The 19607-nt window shown below is 54.4% G+C and carries 23 protein-coding genes and 1 pseudogene; 13 read left to right on the top strand and 11 right to left on the bottom strand.

Features of this window, described 5'->3' with window-relative positions; genetic code table 11:
* The first annotated feature begins 90 nt into the window (after positions 1-90).
* The 6 genes from GZH47_RS01325 to GZH47_RS01300 all read left to right on the top strand — a co-directional run bounded on the left by GZH47_RS01325 (position 91) and on the right by GZH47_RS01300 (position 5780).
* Complete coding sequence (locus GZH47_RS01325; protein ID WP_162638176.1) at positions 91-957, top strand: ABC transporter ATP-binding protein; 867 nt, start codon at positions 91-93, stop codon at positions 955-957.
* Positions 950-1618: an ABC-2 transporter permease gene (locus GZH47_RS01320; RefSeq protein WP_162638175.1), complete on the top strand. Its 669-nt coding sequence runs from the start codon at positions 950-952 to the stop codon at positions 1616-1618. Before GZH47_RS01325 ends, GZH47_RS01320 begins: the two co-directional genes overlap by 8 nt.
* A complete protein-coding gene (locus tag GZH47_RS01315) occupies positions 1615-1980 on the top strand; it encodes a GntR family transcriptional regulator (RefSeq protein ID WP_162638174.1) in 366 nt (121 codons plus the stop codon). The genes GZH47_RS01320 and GZH47_RS01315 overlap by 4 nt, the downstream gene beginning before the upstream one ends.
* A gap of 372 nt (positions 1981-2352) precedes the next feature.
* The gene (locus tag GZH47_RS01310) at positions 2353-3456 is read left to right on the top strand and encodes a Gfo/Idh/MocA family protein (RefSeq protein WP_162638173.1); all 1104 of its coding nucleotides are present in this window, start codon (positions 2353-2355) and stop codon (positions 3454-3456) included.
* Between the two features lie 22 nt (positions 3457-3478).
* Complete coding sequence (locus GZH47_RS01305; RefSeq protein WP_162638172.1) at positions 3479-4381, top strand: sugar phosphate isomerase/epimerase family protein; 903 nt, start codon at positions 3479-3481, stop codon at positions 4379-4381.
* 361 nt (positions 4382-4742) lie between these two features.
* Positions 4743-5780 carry a stalk domain-containing protein gene (locus tag GZH47_RS01300; RefSeq protein ID WP_162638171.1) on the top strand — a complete coding sequence of 346 codons (1038 nt, stop codon included), beginning with the start codon at positions 4743-4745 and terminating at the stop codon, positions 5778-5780.
* A 142-nt stretch (positions 5781-5922) separates the two neighbouring features.
* Here the strand turns inward: GZH47_RS01300 and GZH47_RS01295 are convergent, their stop codons facing one another.
* The gene (locus GZH47_RS01295; RefSeq protein WP_162638170.1) at positions 5923-7125 is read right to left on the bottom strand and encodes an MFS transporter; all 1203 of its coding nucleotides are present in this window, start codon (positions 7123-7125) and stop codon (positions 5923-5925) included.
* A gap of 83 nt (positions 7126-7208) precedes the next feature.
* Positions 7209-7490 carry an ArsR/SmtB family transcription factor gene (locus GZH47_RS01290; RefSeq protein ID WP_162638169.1) on the bottom strand — a complete coding sequence of 94 codons (282 nt, stop codon included), beginning with the start codon at positions 7488-7490 and terminating at the stop codon, positions 7209-7211.
* A gap of 180 nt (positions 7491-7670) precedes the next feature.
* On the opposite strand from GZH47_RS01290, the gene GZH47_RS01285 reads away from it, so the two are divergent.
* Together GZH47_RS01285 and GZH47_RS33970 are read left to right on the top strand one after the other, a co-directional pair.
* Positions 7671-8666: a Gfo/Idh/MocA family protein gene (locus GZH47_RS01285; protein ID WP_162638168.1), complete on the top strand. Its 996-nt coding sequence runs from the start codon at positions 7671-7673 to the stop codon at positions 8664-8666.
* Positions 8667-8795: 129 nt separating this feature from the next.
* Entirely contained in the window at positions 8796-9047 is a 252-nt protein-coding gene (locus GZH47_RS33970; RefSeq protein WP_225446314.1) for a hypothetical protein, read from the top strand.
* Between the two features lie 75 nt (positions 9048-9122).
* Here GZH47_RS33970 and GZH47_RS01275 read toward each other — a convergent pair whose 3' ends face one another.
* Genes GZH47_RS01275 through GZH47_RS01265 form a run of 3 tightly spaced genes read right to left on the bottom strand, consistent with a single transcriptional unit; the run spans position 9123 to position 10218 of the window.
* Entirely contained in the window at positions 9123-9692 is a 570-nt protein-coding gene (locus tag GZH47_RS01275; protein ID WP_162638167.1) for a manganese catalase family protein, read from the bottom strand.
* Between the two features lie 29 nt (positions 9693-9721).
* Complete coding sequence (locus GZH47_RS01270; RefSeq protein WP_162638166.1) at positions 9722-9982, bottom strand: spore coat protein CotJB; 261 nt, start codon at positions 9980-9982, stop codon at positions 9722-9724.
* Positions 9979-10218 (bottom strand): spore coat associated protein CotJA, encoded by a 240-nt coding sequence (locus tag GZH47_RS01265; RefSeq protein WP_162638165.1) that lies wholly within the window; start codon positions 10216-10218, stop codon positions 9979-9981. Before GZH47_RS01265 ends, GZH47_RS01270 begins: the two co-directional genes overlap by 4 nt.
* 243 nt (positions 10219-10461) lie before the next feature.
* Here GZH47_RS01265 and GZH47_RS01260 point away from each other — a divergent pair, with 243 nt between their 5' ends.
* Entirely contained in the window at positions 10462-10608 is a 147-nt protein-coding gene (locus GZH47_RS01260) for a lmo0937 family membrane protein (protein WP_162638164.1), read from the top strand.
* Positions 10609-11045: 437 nt separating this feature from the next.
* Positions 11046-11324, top strand: a pseudogene (locus GZH47_RS34560) (DapH/DapD/GlmU-related protein); the annotation flags it as partial.
* A 116-nt stretch (positions 11325-11440) separates the two neighbouring features.
* On the opposite strand, the gene GZH47_RS01250 reads toward GZH47_RS34560, so the two are convergent.
* Positions 11441-11833, bottom strand: coding sequence for a cupredoxin domain-containing protein (locus GZH47_RS01250; RefSeq protein WP_162638163.1), 393 nt, complete (start codon positions 11831-11833; stop codon positions 11441-11443).
* A 203-nt stretch (positions 11834-12036) separates the two neighbouring features.
* Here GZH47_RS01250 and GZH47_RS01245 point away from each other — a divergent pair, with 203 nt between their 5' ends.
* From GZH47_RS01245 to GZH47_RS01235, 3 genes are all read left to right on the top strand, one after another.
* Positions 12037-12279 carry a hypothetical protein gene (locus GZH47_RS01245; RefSeq protein ID WP_162638162.1) on the top strand — a complete coding sequence of 81 codons (243 nt, stop codon included), beginning with the start codon at positions 12037-12039 and terminating at the stop codon, positions 12277-12279.
* Positions 12280-12512: 233 nt separating this feature from the next.
* The gene (locus GZH47_RS01240) at positions 12513-14258 is read left to right on the top strand and encodes a pyrroloquinoline quinone-dependent dehydrogenase (protein WP_162638161.1); all 1746 of its coding nucleotides are present in this window, start codon (positions 12513-12515) and stop codon (positions 14256-14258) included.
* 75 nt (positions 14259-14333) lie between these two features.
* Positions 14334-15524 carry a carboxypeptidase-like regulatory domain-containing protein gene (locus tag GZH47_RS01235; RefSeq protein WP_162638160.1) on the top strand — a complete coding sequence of 397 codons (1191 nt, stop codon included), beginning with the start codon at positions 14334-14336 and terminating at the stop codon, positions 15522-15524.
* Between the two features lie 27 nt (positions 15525-15551).
* Here the strand turns inward: GZH47_RS01235 and GZH47_RS01230 are convergent, their stop codons facing one another.
* The 5 genes from GZH47_RS01230 to pqqB are packed head-to-tail and all read right to left on the bottom strand — an operon-like array spanning position 15552 to position 19484.
* Positions 15552-16490: a dipeptidase gene (locus tag GZH47_RS01230; protein ID WP_162638159.1), complete on the bottom strand. Its 939-nt coding sequence runs from the start codon at positions 16488-16490 to the stop codon at positions 15552-15554.
* A gap of 6 nt (positions 16491-16496) precedes the next feature.
* A complete protein-coding gene (gene pqqE / locus GZH47_RS01225) occupies positions 16497-17579 on the bottom strand; it encodes a pyrroloquinoline quinone biosynthesis protein PqqE (RefSeq protein ID WP_162638158.1) in 1083 nt (360 codons plus the stop codon).
* Positions 17570-17848, bottom strand: coding sequence for a pyrroloquinoline quinone biosynthesis peptide chaperone PqqD (pqqD, locus tag GZH47_RS01220; protein ID WP_162638157.1), 279 nt, complete (start codon positions 17846-17848; stop codon positions 17570-17572). The genes pqqE and pqqD overlap by 10 nt, the downstream gene beginning before the upstream one ends.
* A complete protein-coding gene (gene pqqC / locus GZH47_RS01215) occupies positions 17845-18558 on the bottom strand; it encodes a pyrroloquinoline-quinone synthase PqqC (protein ID WP_162638156.1) in 714 nt (237 codons plus the stop codon). The genes pqqD and pqqC overlap by 4 nt, the downstream gene beginning before the upstream one ends.
* A complete protein-coding gene (gene pqqB, locus GZH47_RS01210; RefSeq protein ID WP_162638155.1) occupies positions 18558-19484 on the bottom strand; it encodes a pyrroloquinoline quinone biosynthesis protein PqqB in 927 nt (308 codons plus the stop codon). Before pqqB ends, pqqC begins: the two co-directional genes overlap by 1 nt.
* Positions 19485-19607 lie beyond the last annotated feature (123 nt).

Below are 19607 nucleotides of genomic sequence, written 5' to 3'. Positions count from 1 at the left end.
GTGCGTTAGGCGATTGCGAGTTGACATCCGTTTCGGCAAGGTGTTATATTGTGAATGCACGATATACACAATTTTACGAGGAGGCTCGATATGCTGGCCTTGGATATCCGAAACTTAACTAAGGTTTATCCCAATTTTCAGTTAAAGGACGTATCGTTTCAGCTAGAACAGGGATACATCATGGGCTTTATCGGCGCAAACGGAGCGGGGAAGACCACCACCATTAAGTCGATGATGAACATGGTACGGACCGATAGCGGAGAGGTCCACATCTTGGGCAAGAACATGGCGGATCACGAAATCGAGTTGAAGCAAGAGATCGGATGCGCGTTCGGCGACATCGAATTCTATACGCGCAACAAGCTGAAGACGTTAACGGACGTGATCAAGCGGTTTTATAAGAACTGGGACGAATCCGTCTATTCCGGTTATCTGAGACGTTTCGGGCTCGACGAGAATAAGAAAGTCGCCGAGCTGTCGACGGGCATGAAGGTCAAATTCAGTCTAGCGCTTGCCTTGTCCCACGGCGCCAAGCTGCTCATTCTCGACGAACCGACGAGCGGGCTAGATCCCGCGGCCAGGGACGATCTGCTGGATCTGTTCCAAGAGCTTGTCTCGGACGGCGAAATCAGCATTCTATTCTCGACCCATATCACGTCCGACTTGGAGAAATGCGCGGATTTCATTACGTTTATCGTCGATGGGCGAATCGTGAACAGCGCCGAGAAAGAGGAGTTCAAGGCGTCCTATCGCTTGCTGCACGGCGACAAAAGCAAGCTGAGCGAGGTGGAAGACAGGATGATTTCCTACAAAGTCAATTCGTTCGGCTTCACGGGGTTAATCCGCTCGAGCGACTTCGACATGGTCTTCGATACCGTGTCGGGCATAAAGGCCGCCACGCCGAGCCTGGAGGAAATCATGATTTACTTCACGAGGAAGGAGGCCGATCATGTATAACTTGGTGATGAAAGATTTGAAATTGGGCATTCAACCGATCTTTTTCTTCATGCCCGTCATGCTCGGCATGTTAATGCTTATTCCGAGCTGGATCTATTTTATCGTTCCGATGTATTTCTTCTGGATATCGGTCCCCGGCATATTCGGAAATTTCAAAGCGCAGCACGACTTGATGTTCACGACGATGATGCCCGTAACCAAGCAGGACATGGTCAAAGCAAGAATTCTCGTCATTGTCATCCTTGAGCTGTTGCATATCGGCTTCGCAGTTATCTTCGGCCTGATCCATGATCTATTGTACGCTTACATCAATTTGGACATTATGTACTACTTCTTCGCTCCGACGATGGGGTTCTGGGGACTGTGCATGGTTATCATGGCGATATTCAACATTTTCTTCATCACGATCTACTATAAGACGGCTTATAAATTCGGCGGGGCATTAGCCACAGGAGTTATCGCCGCCATGCTTTTTGCGGGTATCGCGCAATGGCTGGGCATCCAGCTGACATCCGTGTCCGACGTCTTCAATGCGCATATCGCCGACCATATCGGTTTGCACGCATCCATTCTGGTTGCGGGAATCGCGATTTACGCGGCTTTCACCTTCGTGGCTTACCGAATCGCGGCTAAGCGATTCCTTGAAGTCGAACTTCTATGAACGTCTCGATCTCGAACACGTCGGAGAAACCGATCTACCAGCAGCTCATCGAACAGATCAGCGCGCAGATTCTAAGCGGCGAACTGCCAAGCGGCTATGTCTTGCCGCCGATACGCCAGGCAGCCCAGGAGCTTCGCGTGAGCGTGATCACGGTCAAGAAAGCCTGGGAGGAACTCGAACGATCGGGCCTGATCGACACCGTCACCGGCAAGGGCTGCTTCGTCGCCGAGTTCTCGCCCGAGAAGATGCGGGAAATCCGCGATGACATGATCTTGAAGCAAATGGCAATCGACGCAGCCTATTATAAAACCTTCGGCCTCTCCTTGGATGAAGTGGTCGAACTGTTGAAACGGATCTATTGAAACGAAGCAAGAGCGCAAACCGAGTCCCTTGAGGACTCCCGGTTTGCGCTCTTGCTGTTTATCTCTTCTCAGAGGTGTTCCAGATCCTGCCGTTAGTTGACGATCGGCTGCAACGAAACGCTTCAGCCCGTCAAGATCGGCTTGTCGGATCGGAGCTGCGCCGGAGGATGAGCGCTTAGCTGGGAGCCGCCGTTTTTTATCCGGGCCACCTCCGTTTCCGGAGGATTGATCCTTCGAATGGCGAATAGAGATACTTGTGGCAGACGTTCAGAGTTTAGTTTGAAAGCGGTTGCAAATCCGCTTCGTGAAGTCGAAGCACGGTGCCTTCGTACGGTTATTGGGTTCAAATCGAGCGCAAAGGAGGACGATGCAATGGAACCGATCGACTTTCAATCGATCATCAAGCCCGAATTCCCGAAGCGGATGGATTACCGCATCGGCTGCATCGGCTCGGGCTTTATTATGCGGGACTGCCATCTGGCCGCCTATCGCGATGCCGGCTTTCATCCGGTCGCGATCGCGTCCCGTACTTACGAGAACGCGAAGGCCGTCGCCGAACTGCGCGGCATTCCGAAGGTCCACCGCACGTGGGAGGAGCTCGTCCGGGATCCCGCGATCGAGATTCTGGACATTGCCTTTCCGCCGGATCGCCAGCTGGAAGTCGTGAGGGAAGCGGTCAAGCAGCCGCATATCCGCGGAATTCTGTGCCAGAAGCCGCTGGCGATGAATGCGCGCGAGGCGCGCGAGATCGTCGAGCTGTGCGAAGCGGCGGGCGTCAAGCTCGCGGTCAATTCCAACATGCGGTACGACCAGTCCGTCCGAGCGCTCAAAACGGTTCTTGACCGCGGTATCCTCGGCGAGCCGGTGCTGGCAACGATCGAGATGCGGGCCATCCCGCACTGGCAGCCCTTCCTGGAGCAGTACGAACGCCTCGAACTCTTGAACATGGGCATTCACCATATCGACGCGTTCCGTTATCTATTCGGCGATCCGGAGAAGATCACGGCCGTGTCGAGGAAGGATCCGCGCACGAAATTTCCGCATTCGGACGGCATTACGCAATACACGTTCCAGTATGCGAACGAGCTCATGGCGACGAGCCTGGACGACGTATGGGCATGGCCGGGCGAAGGCACGGAGAAGGACATCTATATCAAATGGCGCGTCGAAGGACTGGACGGCATGGCTTCGGGGACGATCGGCTGGCCGTCCTATCCGGAGCGGTCCCCGAGCACGTTCGCGATGACGACGCGCCGGGCGCCGAACGAATGGATCCGGCCGCAGTGGGACGCGGTGTGGTTTCCGGACGCCTTCCAAGGCACGATGGCGCAGCTGCTTCGGGCGGTCGAGACGGATACCGAGCCGGAGATCGGCGGTCGGGATAATTTACGCACGATGGCGGCGGTAGACGCTTGCTACAGGTCGATCGCCGAAGGCAGAACGGTTCGGTTTATGGACGTCGTTAACGAACAATAAACGCGATCGGGAGGTTATACCCATGCTTTCAGTCGGTATTTTCAACGCCTATTATCCGTATTCGCTTCAGGAATCCATCGCGCGCATCAAGAAGGACGGCTTCTCCTGCGTGCAGCTGGATTTGGCTTTCAAGGACATGGACTTGTCCCCGGAATCGCTCACGCGCGAGCAATGCCATCGCATCCGCGACGCGTTCCGCGACGCCAATCTGCCGATCGTTTGCATCTCCGGCTATACGAATCTCATGCATCCGGATCCGGGCAAACGCGCGCGGAACGTGCAGGACTTGAAATCCATTCTCGCCTTCGCCCGCGATCTCGGCAGCCCGTACGTCGTCAGCGAGACGGGGACGTACAACGCGGAGAGCGACTGGGTATGGGATCCGAAGAACGGCAGCGAGGAAGCGTACGAGGAGACGTGCAGGCAGATCGAAGAGTTGGCCAAATTCGCCTACGACCACGGCTCCGTGTTCCTGGTCGAGAATTACGTGAACAACGTCATCGGCTCCGTCGACCAGGTCGCCCGCCTGTTCTCGGACGTGAACCATCCGGGTCTCGGACTGCTGGTGGATCCGACGAATTATTTTACGGACGGCAATATCGATCATATCGACGATACGCTGAACCGCATCTTCAACGCGTTCGGCGACAAAATCAAAATCGCGCACGCCAAGGACTGCAAGCGGGCCGAAGACACCCTCGAGAAGCATGCCGACATCGACGCATCGGAATCCCACTCGTTCCGCGGCGCCGGCGCGGTCGAGCTTCCGGCCCCGGGGCTAGGCGTGCTGAACTACGATCTGTACTTGCAGCGCCTGGCGAAACAGCATCCGAACATTCCGATCATTATCGAACACCTCGACGAGGCGGACATTCCGCGCGCGAAGGCGTTCCTCGACGGCAAGCTCAAGAAGGTTGGGGTATAGCGGAATTGCCGGCGTTTCATTCCTGATTGATCGTCAGGCGTACATTTCAGATATGATTTCGATCTGAATTACTGGGGGCATATGCTGAATCAATTTAGCTGCGACTATATTAACGACCGCCTGCAATACGATGAGCCAATTGCCTATCAATCGCGCGATAACAAACTTAACTATGTGAAAATACTCAATATTTACGAATTGGGAGTATGAATGAGAATTGATGAGGGACACATTCCGCCTAAATATCTGATGAAGGGAAGCCTGAGCAATCAGGCTTTTTTGGCATCCAATTATTTCAAACAGAACAAACCGAAACGTTTCGCGTCTAAATAATATCTCTGTTGGAAAGGGTGTCCAATGCATGCAACAACGAAAATCAGCATACGCAACGCTCGCATTGCTCGTCTTGACGATCGCGGCAGTCCCGGGCGTACGCGCGCACGCGGAGTCCGAACAGCCGCCTTCGCTGCTGTTGGACGGTCGTCCGCTGGCGTTTCCAGCGCCGCCGGTCATCGAGAACGGGGTCAGCTATGTTCCCGTTCGTCCGATTTTCGAGTCGGAAGGGGCCAAAGTGAGCTGGGATGATCGGACGCAATCGGTTACGGCGACGACGGACAGTCTCGTCATTACCTATCGGCTCGGCGAAAGCTCGGCCTATAGAAACGGGGAAGAACTGGCGCTGCCCGACCCCGGCAAATTAATAAACGGCTTCTCCATGGTACCTCTGCGGTTCGTCAGCGAAATGATGGGCAATGTTGTCCAATGGCATGCCTACGCCCGTTCGATCAGCATATCGTCCGCTCATACGTTCGAAACTGAAATTACATACGGCGTTAACTTGAGAAGCGAGCCGCGTTCGGAAGAGGATGCCACGCTCGTTCGGATGCTTTCCAAAGGCCAGCACGTACATGTGATCCGCGCGGTCGATGCGAATTGGCTCGAAGTGCAGACGGAGGACGGGAAGATCGGGTTCATGTCGGCCAAGCCCAAGTATTCGGACTTTACGAGCCCGGAACTGGAGATGAAGCAAGCGAACGAGCTTATTGCCTTCGGATCGACGTTCTTCGGAACGCATTACGAATTCGGCGCGGATCCCAGCCAGACCGATACCTTCGATTGTTCATCCTTCGTCAAGCACGTGTTTGGCGAAGTGCTCGGAATCGATCTTCCGCGCGTATCGTACGATCAGGCGAAAGTAGGACGGGAAGTGACGATCGCGGAGCTGCGAAAGGGAGATTTGCTGTTCTTCAGCGCAAGGGGTCTGGATATCGGACATGTGGGCATTTATGCCGGGGACGGCAAAATCCTGCATACCTATTCGGATAAGCTCGGGGTCCATATCGAGGATTTCGACGGGCAGTGGAAGGACCGCTTCGTCACCGCCAGGAGGGTATTCTGAAGCGGCATGTTGGCCTCGACGAATGAAGCATGATCGCGAACGAGAAAAGAAGCCTGCAGCTTGCTTGCTAAAAGCGGAAGCTGCGGGCTTCTTCTCGTGTTGCTTGTTGTATGGCTGCCCTGTTTACGAAAATGAAATTTGCTTAAGCGCTGATTTTCCCTGCGCCGGCTTTTTTGTGCGCTGCCCGGGAAGTGGCGCCGACGCGGAAATAACCGAAGGCCGCGGCCGACATGAGCCCAGCGACGGCGACGCCGCCGGCGCCGATCCAGGTGATGGCGGTCAGCGATGCGCCTTCCACGACGACGCCGCCGATGCCCGCGCCGGCAGCCATGGCCAGCTGTATGACGGAGCTGTTCAAGCTAAGCATGATGCTGGTCGCTTCGGGAGCGAGCGAGATCAGATGGTATTGCTGCGTCGGGCCGGAAGACCAGGCGGAGAAGGACCACAGCATGAGCAGAGGGAACATCAAGCCCGGCGAATGGGCGGCGAACGAAATCGCGATCAGCCAGGAAGAGTGGAGAAGCATGCCGGTTACAAGCGTACGCTTGAACCCCCAGCGATCGGTGCCGTATCCGCCGAGCTTGGAGCCGATCAGACTGGCGATGCCGAACGCGAGCAGCGCGATGCTGACGAATTTCTCGCTCATGCCCGTAATATCGAGCAGGAAGGGGGAAATATACGTGTAGGTGATGGAATAACCGCCGAGCCAGAAGAAAGTAATGCCGAGCGCGACGACGATCTTAGGATTCTTGAGCAGCTTCAGCTGATCGCGCAGCGGTACCGGCTGCTCGCCGTCCGTCTTCGGAATCCCGAAGGCGATGAGCAGCATCGCCAGCAGTCCGAGCAGCCCGATGCCCCCGAATACCACTTTCCAGTCATAAGCGGAAGCGACTAGCCGGCCAAGCGGAACGCCGACGATCAGCGCCGTGCTGAAACCCATGACGAGCGTGGCAATCGCGCTGCCCTGTTTCTCCGCCGGCGCAAGCTTCGCGGCGACCGTGAGCGCCGTGACGACGAAGACGCCGCTGCTTAACGCAACGATAATGCGGGACACGATGAGGGCGCCAAAGCCGGAGAACCAATAAGCGGCGATGTTGCCGACGATGAATACCGAGAGCGAATACAGCATCAATTTTTTGCGGTCGACTTTGGCGGCGGCCGCCATCAGGAAAGGCGTCCCGAACCCGTAAGCAAGGGAGAAAACGGTGATCAGCTGGCCGGCCGCTGCGACGGAGACGCCTATATCGTCGGAAACTTTATCCAGAATGCCGGCAATGATGAATTCGGACGTGCCGACGAGAAAGCTGACTAAAGCCAGCATATAAATTTTCAAATTGTACGACAAAGGTTCCAGCTCCTTATCCGTGTCTCTCTATTTTATATTTTTATATTTCTAAAATTATCGAAATATTGAACGAAAAAAAACGGCTATCCCAATAAATAAGGGACGTATTTGCGCGCGACTTCTTTATTGACGCTGTAATAAATGTACGTGCCGTCTTTGCGCATCGTGAGCAGGCCGCATTCCGTAAGCTGCTTCAAGTGGTGAGACAGCGTGGAACCGGCGATGGACTCGAGCTTGCTTGAAATGTCGGAGCAGCACAGATTCATTTCTTCCACAAGAAGCATCGCTATTTTGATCCGGGTCGGCTCTCCGAGTGCTTTGTAGACTTTCACTGCCTGTTTGATCTCCTCGTTGTCCTCGACCATGGAATCTCACCGCCTTTCGCTAGTATTTCGAAAACTATGGAAACAAGAATAACACAACCTTACTGCCGTTGTAAATGGGTGAATCGAGATGTCATTCCCGTTAACGTTGACAGAATCGCTTTGCAAGCGCCTACAAATGGGTTAAAGTATACTTATCTGATGGGTAAAGGGGAGTTAAGCATGACGGAACAACGCATCGTGAAATGGGGAATCATGGGACCGGGAGGCATCTCGGACAACTTCGCTACGGAGCTGCCGCACGCGCCAGGCGCGGAGCTCGTCGCCGTCGCGGGACGCTCGCTCGACAAGGCACAGGCGTTCGCCGGAAAATTCGGCATCCCTCGCGCATATGGCAGCTGCGAGGAACTCGCGGCCGATCCGGACGTCGAAATCGTCTACATCGGCACGCTGCATCCGATTCACCTGGAGAACGCGCTGACATTGCTGCGCGGCGGCAAGTCCGTGCTTTGCGAGAAGCCGTTCACGATCAACGCTGCCGAGGCTAAGGAAATCGCGGACCTCGCCCGCGAGAAAGGCCTGTTCCTGTTGGAAGCGATGTGGACGCGGTACCTGCCCGCGATCGTCAAAGTGCGGGAGTGGCTGAGCAGCGGCGCGATCGGCGACGTGCGGATCCTGAAGGCCGAATTCGGCTTCGACGCGGGCTGGAATCCCGAAGGCCGCCTGCTGAACAAGGAGAAAGGCGGCGGCACGCTGCTCGACGCCGGCATTTACCCGGTGTCCTTCGCGTCGATGGTGTACGGCGGAGAGCAGCCTTCCAAGATCGCGAGCTCCGTTCTGATCGGCGAGACAGGCGTGGACGAGCAGTTCTCGCTGCTGTTCGAATACGGCGGCGGCCGCACCGCCTCCCTGCACGGCTCGGTGCGTTTGTCCATGACCAACGAGGCTGTCATCTACGGCACGAAAGGGCGGATCGAAATTCCGGGATTCCTGGGTGCCAAGGCCGCTACATTGCACGTGTACGGAGAGGAACCGGTCACCTTCAAGCACGAGCTCGAACCGTCCGGCCACTTCTTTCAGGCGATAGAAGCAATGGAGTGCCTGCGCGCGGGCCGCACGGAGAGCGAAGCCTTGACCGTCGAAGAGACCGTGCAAATCATGGACACGCTGGACCGGATCCGGGAGCCGTGGGGACTTAAATATCCGAGCGAAGCGTGATAGGCAGAACCGAGTAGGAATAGGAAGGACGACGAGAGAGGCCTGCCTCGCTTGCCGTCCTTTTCTTCGCGTTAACTCGTTTGTTCGACTATCGCCGCAGTGGGAATTGAACAAGCATAGGGGGGAAAGGTGAAACTAACCGATCATAAGGGTTATATGCGTTTTTGGATAGCCTCGACGACATCGGATTTCGGCACTTATATCACCACGCTCGCTCTCCAAGTTCTGGTGGTGACGAACATGCATGGCAGCTCGGTCGATGTGGGATGGATTAATGCGGCGTTATGGATTGCGATTCTCGGATTGGCTGTTGTCGGTGCGTGGTTCGCTCTCTCCCCGATGCGCGACGCTCGAATTGACGAACAGGCTGCTCCGCGATGAGGATTGAAACTCATTCATGCATGACAAAAAAGCAACTTCCTTTATTCCGGAAGCTGCTTTTTGTTGTTTGCGGCGTCAGTAGACTTTTCGAGTACTGTAATTCTCCTTCAGCATTTCGACGGCTTCGCGAAACCGCTGGCCGTGCACGATTTCCCGCTCGCGCAGGAATTTGAGTCCGTCGTTGAGATCCGGATCGTCGCTGAGATCGATAATGTATTGATAGGTCGCGCGCGCTTTCTCTTCTGCCGCGATATCCTCGTACAGATCGGCGATCGGATCTCCCTTGCCGGCGATATAGGAGGCGTTAAACGGAATTCCGCCTGCATTCTCGTAATATAGCGAACTGCCATGATTGACGTAATGGGGTTCAAGCCCGGCTTCGCGGATCTGATCGGGCGTGGCATCCTTGGTCAATTTAAATACCATGGTGGCGATCATCTCCAGATGCGAGAATTCTTCCATGGCGATGTCCGTCAATAAGCCGATTACCTTGTCCGGAATCGTGTAGCGCTGATTCAGGTAGCGAAGCGCCGCAGCCAATTCGCCATCGGATCCGCCGTATTGTTCGATTAAGTATTTGGCAAGTTTCGGGTTGCAAGAACTTACTTTAACGGGGTAGAGAAGCTTTTTCTCGTATACGAACATGTTAGAACGCCTCCTCCAAGATTACGCTGTTAAAGCTGCCACGGCCACAGACCTTCGCCCCAGCCCGGATTCCGTCCGGCATGAAAAGGTTCATACGGAGCGAGGGAACCGAATTCTTCCTCGACGCTTTCTTTCAAAGGAATCCGTTGTTCCCCGAGTTCGTTAAACTGTGCCAATGCTTCTTCGTCGTCCGGATGCGTATGCAGGTAAAGTCTCAATTCGGTCAGCGCAAAGTCGAGGCTCTGCAATTCTTCAAGCAGGCGGAGTGCTTTTAAAGTGGGCTGCTTCATCGCGCATCCTCCTTCTTAGCGGATCGGGCTGATTGATACGGCGAATCGTACGGACCGAATAACGCAGGCCACAACGTACCTTTGCGAAGAGCCTCGGCAGGCTTGAATTGCTCAAGTCCAGGCTCCTGGACGCCTAAGTAGAGATTAGGAGGAGTCTCGTATGTTTTGGTTTCCAGCGGGGGGCAAGGATCGTTTTTTCCAGCAACGGGTTTCCAGCTTTTGCGATGTTCATTCATGCAGGTTAGCCTCCTTTACCGAACGTACGAGTTAATACACGAACGGGCTTAAGTTTGAATCTTGTCCTAAATCCCGGCTACGGATGATCGCAGGGACTATGTATAGGAATTGACGGAAATACATTATATTCCATGATTAATATCTTCTTGACGTGGTAATAACAAGCTATAAATAGAGAAAACGAGCCTAGACGAACGAGATTGAAGAACGAGAATAGAGGAACTACAAAGGAGGCTTCAACTATGCTATGGGGCGTATTCGTAATTCTGATTGTGCTATGGCTGCTGGGCTTTAGCTTTCACATCGCTGGCGGATTAATCCACATCCTTCTTGTCATCGCGCTCATCGCACTGATCTATAATCTGGTTGCGGGCAGAAGAAGCCGTTAACCGCACTGGTTGTGTAAATGTACATCATGAACCTATATCCGTTAATAGATATAACGGAAGCCGCAGAAATTGCGGCTTTTTTTTGTCGCATATTCGTAAGGATAATGAACATTTTCAACCAACCTGTTGATTGATTAACAAATCGCGTTCTTTTGCTCATTGAACAATCGTCGTTGACCTTTATACTAATGAACATACGTTGATTAAACGATTGGAATTGTATATTTTCTTGTCGCTTGCTTTCTCTAATCATGCGGAAATAGCCAAAAGGTGCATTGAAATCGAACGGAGGTACGACAATATGAATGCCGCGGATATCTTTGAACGCGACAAATCCGGTGAACTTATTTCACTGGATGACCGGACTATCACAAAATCCGAGCGGTCATAAACGAAGCGCAGCGAATCGTCTTTGAATTAAACAACGCGCCTTATGAACGATCGAAGATCATGTATTGATTGGACCGAAAGTGAACTTGATTACGATTAACCACCCGCAGGATCCAGCGCAAAGGCATTGTACATTGTACGATCTCCAAGCCTATCGTCGTCAAACAGAACGCATGGATCGGGATTGGCGCCACGGTCCTGCCTGGCGTTACGATTGGAGAAAACGCGATCGTGGCCGCCGGGCCGTGGTGACAAAAGATGTCCCGGCCAATGCCGTAGTGGCAGGCATCCCGGCAAGGATAATCCGGACGATCGATGCAAGCTGAGCATGAAAGCATGAAAGGTTACATCAATAAGCAAGAAAGGGATTACGTGCCTCCAGCAATGGAGAGACTCGTAATCCCTTTTTCGTTTCGCAGGTGTATCTGTGAATGCGCATCGCTTATTGGACGATAATTTGCCCCACCATGTTGTCGTGGCCTTGTCCGCACTGGATGTTGCAATGAAACTCGTACGTTCCGGCTTTATCCAGTTTGACCGTCGCCGTTTCGCCATCCTTCAGATCCACGCCAAGATCCTCGCTCTGCAGCCCGTGAACGCCTTTTTCGTTATGCAAGGTAATCTTGAGCGTATCCCCTACATTAGCTTTGATCTCGGGTTCGCTGTACGACCAGTCGACGGCATTCACGGTGATTTCCTTCGTGGCTCCTCCGGCTGCCGGTGTTTGGTTCGAAGGTGCGTTGTTGTTCGTATTGTTGCTCGATTTGCCGCATGCGCTAAGACCGAGCAGGGCGATTAACGCGAATAGACACAGCTTGGCAATTGTCAGTTTCATGGTCGTTGATTCCTCCTAAGAGTTTTTCGTAACAATTATGCCCGTTGCTTGTCAGAATTATCCGAAGGGGCAAAGCCTCTGAATACACGGCATATTTTCGCTTGTCCTCGACATAAGATGCGTGTAAGGGGATTAATACCTGCTCAGGATAGGACTTTATGCATGCTTGTTAGATAGAACGTACTCAAAAGGAGGGCTTGCGCATGGCAAGTTTGAATTCGCGCGTGAAAGGCGCAGTGATGGGGGCCTCTATGACCGGAGGCTGGCTTCTGGCAGATCTCTTGCTTCCGGAGCCATGGGGAGACGTCGTGTTATATGCGGCGATGGCCGTCGTAAATGTTGGAATCGGCTGGAGACTAGGGAAGTTTTACGACAAACAGAGCGACAAGGAAACAGCCGCCGATTTCGATGCCAAAAAAGCAGCCAATTACGAGCTTCCTTCCTAAGCCGCGCCTTATGCGATAAAGGGCTCCGGATACAAGATAAAGTTCCAACAAAGGTCTCTCCAATACGGAGAGGCCTATTTGCTGTTTCACCTTAACAATCTGGATTGATGAATTCCGACCCTTTACATAATTTACTTCAATTAGGAAATACCATATTCAATGAAGATTGCGTGAAAAGGGATCTTCCCATGAATCACGAAATCGCATATTCGCATAAACTGGAGGTTACGACCTTGAAAAAAACGCATGCAAAAAGCGGCGCGGCGGTGGCGTTATTGTTGGTTCTTACCGCTTGTTCCGGACAGAACAATAACAACAATAATACGACTCCCGAGACGACGCCGAACGAGACCGGTTCGAATGCGCCTGCCAACAACAACACCACCACCGGGGCGACCGGCAAGACCTTTGAAAATTGGGGCTCCTACGGGTATTCGCTGGACAATAACCGCCATGTCCCTTTCAAAGAGATCACCGCGGATAACGTCAAGGATTTAGGCGTCATTTGGTCCGCGGACCTGAAGACGCTCGACCCGGACGTCAAGAACGGCAACCAATCGTATCCCGTCGTCGTCGACGGCGTTGTCTACATAACGACGGCCGGCAATCAGGTGTTCGCGTTAGATGCCGTGACCGGGAAGACCATATGGCATTGGAAACCTACAGCCGAGCAAGCAGCAGGGTTCTCTAAAGCGGGGATCATCTCGAATCGCGGCGTTGCCGTAGGCGAAGGCAAAGTATTCATGCTTGCGGTCGATAACTCGCTGGTCTCACTGGATCAGAAGACCGGCGAATTGGTGAAAATGATCAAGCTTTCCGACCATATCGATGGGGTTACGATCGAGAACGGGTACTACGAGACGACGGCTCCCCAATATTACAAGGGCAACGTCTATATCGGCAGCAGCGGAAGCGACAACGGCATTCGGGGCTTCGTGGCCGCGTTCAAGGCTAGCGATTTGACGCCGGCATGGGATTCTCCGTTCTGGACCGTGCCGCCGAAGGGACAAGATTGGCTGGCGAACAGCAAGTTCCAAGGAGGAGGGGCGGTATGGGATCCCGTTGCGATCGACGAAGCAACCGACATGATGTACTTCGCGACGGGTAATCCGGCCCCGGATTTCTATGGCGCTAATCGCCCGGGAGATAATCCGAATACCGACTCGGTCGTGGCCGTCAACGCGATGACCGGCAAGCTCGCATGGGCCAAGCAAGAGGTCAGCCATGACATGTGGGATTATGACGCGGCGGCTTCGCCGATGATCATCAACGCGAAGGTTAAAGGCGCGACGAAGAAACTGGTCGTGCAAGGCGGCAAGTCCGGCTTATGGTTCGCCTGGGATGCCGCTACCGGTGCTGATGTCTGGAACGGCGTTCCGTTCACCAAGATCGATAAGAAAGAAGTCACGCCCGAAGGAACGATCAGCTATCCGGGCGTACTCGGCGGAGAGAATTATGCGCCGGAAACCTACGATCCCGCGTCGAATTACGTCTTGATTCCGGCCATCGAACAGCCTTCGCTCTATAAATCGGCGAAGTCCGAAGCGGAAGCCGGAACCCCGGACTTCCCCGGCGCTGCAGCATTCGGCACCGGATATTCGGAGGTGCCGAACGTGACGGGATACGGTACGGTTACCGCGATCAACGTGGATACCGGCAAGCAAGCGTACCAGATCAAGACGAAGGATACGCAGCGCGGCGGCTTGACGAGCACGGATACGGGACTTGCCTTCTTCGGCGAGTTGGACGGCAAGATCAACGCGCTTGATATTAAGGGCGGCAAAGTGATTTGGACGTTCCAAACCTCCGGCGATAACATTCAAGCCGCTCCGTCGATCTTCACGGTCGATAACAAAGAATACATGGTCTTCACCACGGGCGGATCGAAGCCGAAAGTGCATGTATTCGGACTCGGCGGCGACAAGACGCAAGGTCAGGCCGGCAAAGCCGAAACTGGCGGAGGCCATGAAGCGCAATAACCGAGATTACAATATGGCGGTCAAGTCAGGATGCACAGCGTCATGGCTTGACCGCCTTCTCAATAGGAGACCACTATGATGACAAGAATAATCAAAGCGGGATTGTTCGTGCTCCTTTCCTTGGTCGCGGCGTTCTCGCCAGATTCACGTTCATATGCGAACGCGCAAGCTGAAGAACATCAAGCTACAGAACATCAAGCTACAGAACATCAAGCCAAACAACATCAAGCTAAACAACATCAAGCTAAACAACATCAAGCCCATCTCGTGCTTGAACAGACGGCATTTGTCGTCAAGGCATGGAGAAACGACGGCTCCCACCTGGTTACAGTCAGGGGCAAGCTGACTTGGAGCGGGCGGCCAGTCGCGAATGCTCTCCTGCAAACCGGCACGCAAGGAAGGAACATCCGCACCGGAGAGGACGGCTCCTTCGAGCTGCTCGTGGACCGTAGTCTGATCGCCTGCAAACTCGTTCGGGTGACGTCGCTCCATGAGGCGAGGGTCGATGGCAAGCCTGTCGGCCAAGAAGCGGTTGATGCAATCCTGTCTGCCTCCTCGACGATTAGCGTCTATCATCCGATTATCGTGACAGAGGTAGAGCCATCGGACAAGAATGCGGACAAGATCAAGGTACACGCCAGCATCGCGAGCGAGACCGGCGACAAGATTTCTTTCTTCCAGGCTGACAAATATCGGATCGCAGGTGAAGTGGGGGATGCTGACGGCAATCCAATAAAGGACGCATTCGTGTGGATTGACCGGGAAAGCGGGGAGGGCTTTGCCAAATCGACGCCTACCGATAAGCAGGGGAGATACGAAATGTATTACTGGCCGGAAGAGGAAGGCGCGAATCTTACCGTATTCGTCGGCACCCGCCGATATGCGCTGCCTGCGGGCAAGGTGTTGATGCTTCCGCGGAATACAAGCGTAAACATTCGGATTCGCTTGCCCAAGGAAGGCTTGGTGATCGACGACCGGCCTCCGATGCTTGTCTGCACGACAGCAATGGGAGCGACGTATACCGGCCTGCTGGCCGGACTAGACGTGCCCCCCGGGACTTCATATTCCTTGACGATACCCGATCAGAACGGCCGATTCGTGCTGACGGTGCCTAAAGCGATATGGGATAAGCACCCGCGGTTCTTCGAGACGCGACTGACGAAATTCGTCGGTCAGGAGAAGATACTGAAGGCGGGGGACATGCTGCCCGTCGATTTTGTGCAGCCGAGCCAGACAGACCCGAGAATAGTAGCGTCGAGATCCTAAATAGAATCAGTTCCGGAGCGGAAGAAGCTATTCCTCCGGCAAGTGGTCCATATAGAATCGGTGCCAGTTGCCGAATACGAAGAGCTTCACATCGTCCTCCCGGTAATGTTTCAACAGCAGATTCACGAGCTTGTCGTAATGTCCCGCGTGCTCCAAGCCGACGATCCATTCTTGAATGCCGTCGAAATCGGAACCGAAACCGATATGGCGCTTCCCGCCCAATGCGCACACATGATCGATATGCAGCAGAATGCGATCGATGGAAACCGGTTGTACGTCGCTCACGAACGGAGGAACGAACGTGATGCCCATGACGCCGCCGGTTTGTACGATGGAGCCAATCTGGGCATCCGACAAATTCCTTAGACGGGGGCTAATCGCACTTGCGTTGGAGTGGGAAGCGATGACGGGCTTCCGGGTCGCTTCGGCGAGTTCCCAGAAGCCTTTCTCGGAGAGATGGGAGACGTCCATAATCAAGCCCAGCCGGTTGCATTCCTTGATCAAGTCCGTTCCCGCCGCGGTAAAGCCGCCTTTTCTCGGTTCCAGGACGCCGTCCGCCGCCCAATTGGCGCGGTTCCAAGTGATGCCGACAGTCCTTACGCCGAGATGATAAAGAATACGAAGATACGCCAAGTTTCCATGAAGCGAATCCACGCCTTCCAGGGAAAGCAGTGCTCCGATCCGGTCTCCGTTCGTTACGCGCGCCAGATCGGATTTCGTGCGAATAAACTGCATTTGCGGAAGGGAGAGGATACGTTCATGGAACAAGTCGATGCTATCCAGCACATACCTAAACTCGTTAGACCAACGCTGCGGCAAATACACGGCAAAATTTTGTACACCGATGCCCGATGACAGCATTCGTTCGAGCGTAACGTCCAGTCCTTCGGGACCGTGGACAAAATCGAGTTCGGGACGTTCCAGCAGCTTGCTGAGCACGTCGCAATGCGCGTCAAATATCCTCAACCGCGATCACCCGCCACGATAAGCATAATTAGGAGTCCGAGATTCGCCGGCCTCGATGGATTTGATCCGATCCGTAATCACCCTCCGATGCGGAGACAGCGTGCAAACGGGATCCGCGGCATTCGCATCGCCTGTCAACAGAAAGGCCTGGCAGCGGCAGCCTCCGTAATCCTGCTCGCGCCGCTCGCAGCTTCGGCATGGCTCCGCCATCCAATCATAGCCTCGATAGGCGTTAAAAGAAGGCGAATCATGCCAAATCCAGGCCAGTTCCCGCTGCTTTACATTTTCGAAAGACAGGCTCCGTATTTCCGATGACACCGTGCAGGGCAGTACCCGTCCGTCCGGAGCAACCGTTAACGAAAGTTTGCCCCATCCGCCCATGCAGGGCTTCGGGAAATCCTCGTAATAATCAGGTAAGATCCATATAAGTTCAAGTTGTTGGCCAAAGCGCTCGCTTGCCCGGACGTAGTCGGCTTCAGCTTGCTTAAGCTGCTCGCTTCGCGGAAGAAGTTCATTAACGTTGCGTAATGCCCAGCCATAATACTGGGTATTCGCCAACTCAAGGCGCTGAGCCCCCCATGATGCGCAAAGCTCGATTATATCTTCGAGCTGGTGGAGATTACCCCGGTGAAGCACGACGTTCATATTAAGCGCAAGCCCGGCTTCTCGAATCCTTCGGGCGGCTTGTCGTTTCAGTTCATGGGCCTTGAATCCGGCAATGGAATCGGCAAGTTCCGCGGACGCGGCCTGCAGGCTAAGCTGAATGCTGTCGATTCCGGCATCGGAGAGCTTTCGGACTCGTTCTTCCGTCAAACCGACGCCGCTCGTGATGAGATTGACGAAGAGACCTAAGTCCCTGGCGCGGCGGACGATGAGTTCCAAATCCGGGCGCAGAAGCGGTTCTCCGCCCGTGAAATGAACCTGCACGACCCCAAGCTCGCAAGCTTGCTCCAAGACGCTCAGCCACTCGTCGGTCGACAGCTCGTTCTCTCTCTTCTGGAGTTCGGTCGGATTCGAGCAGTAAGGGCAGCGGAGGGGGCAGCGATGCGTGAGTTCGGCGGTCAAGGCGTAAGGCAAGCTTACTTGCATAGCTCCAGCCATCCTTTCTCGGCAGCCGCATCGAAGAATTCGACAATATCATCCCGGAGACCCGTCTGATTGTATTTCGCCTCCAGCTCCCCGATGATCTGCTCGATCGTTCGCTGCCCGTCGCAGTGCCGGAGAATCGCTCCCGCCGCCTCGTTAAGCTCGACGATTCTTTCCGGCAAGAGCAAGAGTTCCATTTGACGGACCTTATCGTACTTGATGCGACCCGGACTGCGGAGTTTCGGCCGTTCCGAAAGCGGCCGCTGACTCATCGTAGGTTGTCTCCGTCGGGATATGCCAAGCTTAACGCATCCAGGAGAGCCCAGAGGACATTGCATTTAAAGCGCAATGCGCTAATCGCCTGTTCCTGGTCGCTGCGATCCCTGCATTCGCGCAGGACGATGCTTAGTCCATGATCCGCATCCCGCGGAGCTTGGTGAAGACGATTTTGGAAGTAGGCGAGCCCCTCGGGACGGATCCACGGATACAATTGCTCGAACACGCCAATCCGCTTGGAGACGAGAGTCGGCGCGAATAGTTCCGTCAGCGAGGATGCGACGGCGATGGGCCACGGTTCCAGCCTGCAGAAGTTCACGTAAGCGTCGACGGCGAAACGGACAGCGGGAAGCACATGACGTTCATCGAGCATTTCATCTCGCGGTATATCCGCGGCTTCGCCGAGGCGAATCCATGCTTCGATGCCGCCTTCGCCGTTTGCCCGGCCGTCATGGTCGATAATCCGTTGAATCCATTCGCGGCGATCTTCCCTGGATGGCAGCTTGGACAGGATGATCGCGTCCTTGATCGGGATATTCTTCTGATAGTAGAAACGGTTCGCGATCCACGCCCGAAGTTGAGCGGGGGACAGCTTCCCCTCGTGCATGGCAATGTGATAGGGGTGCTTATCGTGGTAGTGGTTCTCTCCAATCTGTCGCAAACGCGAGATGAACTGTTCGTCCGACAGCAAATACGATTCTGACATCAAACCTCCAACTCCATTCCGTCAAACCCGACTTCGATTCCTAGCGCTGTCAAACTTCGTCGTTCGGGCGAATGTTCGACCAACATCGGGTTCGTATTATTGATGTGAATATAGATTTTGCGACGTGCCGGCAAACGCGCCAGCAGCCCGGCGCTTCCGTTCGTTCCGGATACCGGGAGATGGCCCATATCGTACGCGTCCAGCTCGGATACGCCCAGCGCGCGAAGCTCGTCGGCCTGCCAGAAGGTTCCGTCCAGCAAGAGGCAATCGGCGTCCGCCAGATGCCGTTCCAGCGTTGGCGACCATGACTCGATCCCTGGCGCGTAGACGGCGACGCCTCCGGTCTCCCGATCCGAAATGCGGTAACCGATTACCCAAGGTTCCCGTTCTCGTTCACGTTCAGGATCCCAAGGCAGAGGTGCCCTTATGTAGCGAGGCGGCTTGTCGCTCAAATAAAACGGGCATACCGATAATTGTCCCCCAAAAAGTGGGAAAGATTCCTCCGGTATCGTTTCTCGCCACCGAAAGCTCGCGAAAGGTTCTAGAATCCGGCGAACCGGAAAGTCGTCCGCTAGCGCGAAGAGAACGGGAGGGGGAGCGTATACTTCAATGGATGAACCTTGTCTGAGTTGGAGAAGTCCGGTCGTATGGTCCAATTCCGAGTCGGTCAGGAGTACGGTTTGAATGGGGGAACCGCGCAAGGAAGGACCTGGATGAAGAGAGGAGGCGGCATCCGATTGAAGGCAAATATCCGGGCTTGCGTTCAGCAGCGCCCAACGAATGCCGTCCGGGCTTATGGCCAGCGAATCATTCGTCCGGGCACTAACGGAAGGGTCTCCGGCCCTTAATCGCGTACAGTTCGGACAAGCGCAATTCCATTGCGGGAAGCCTCCTCCCGCAGCGGATCCTAATACTTTAATGATCATCGCTAATCCCCCTCTATAGAAGAGATGCCGGATTTCTCCGGCATGACGGGTTATGCATGATAAGTTATTTCCGATACGAATATGCCGTCACTTCAGCGCAAATCTCGATAATCTTGAATTCGG

Source organism: Paenibacillus rhizovicinus (assembly GCF_010365285.1).
Lineage (GTDB): Bacteria > Bacillota > Bacilli > Paenibacillales > Paenibacillaceae > Paenibacillus_Z > Paenibacillus_Z rhizovicinus.
This window is presented reverse-complemented; position numbering and strand designations above follow the sequence as displayed.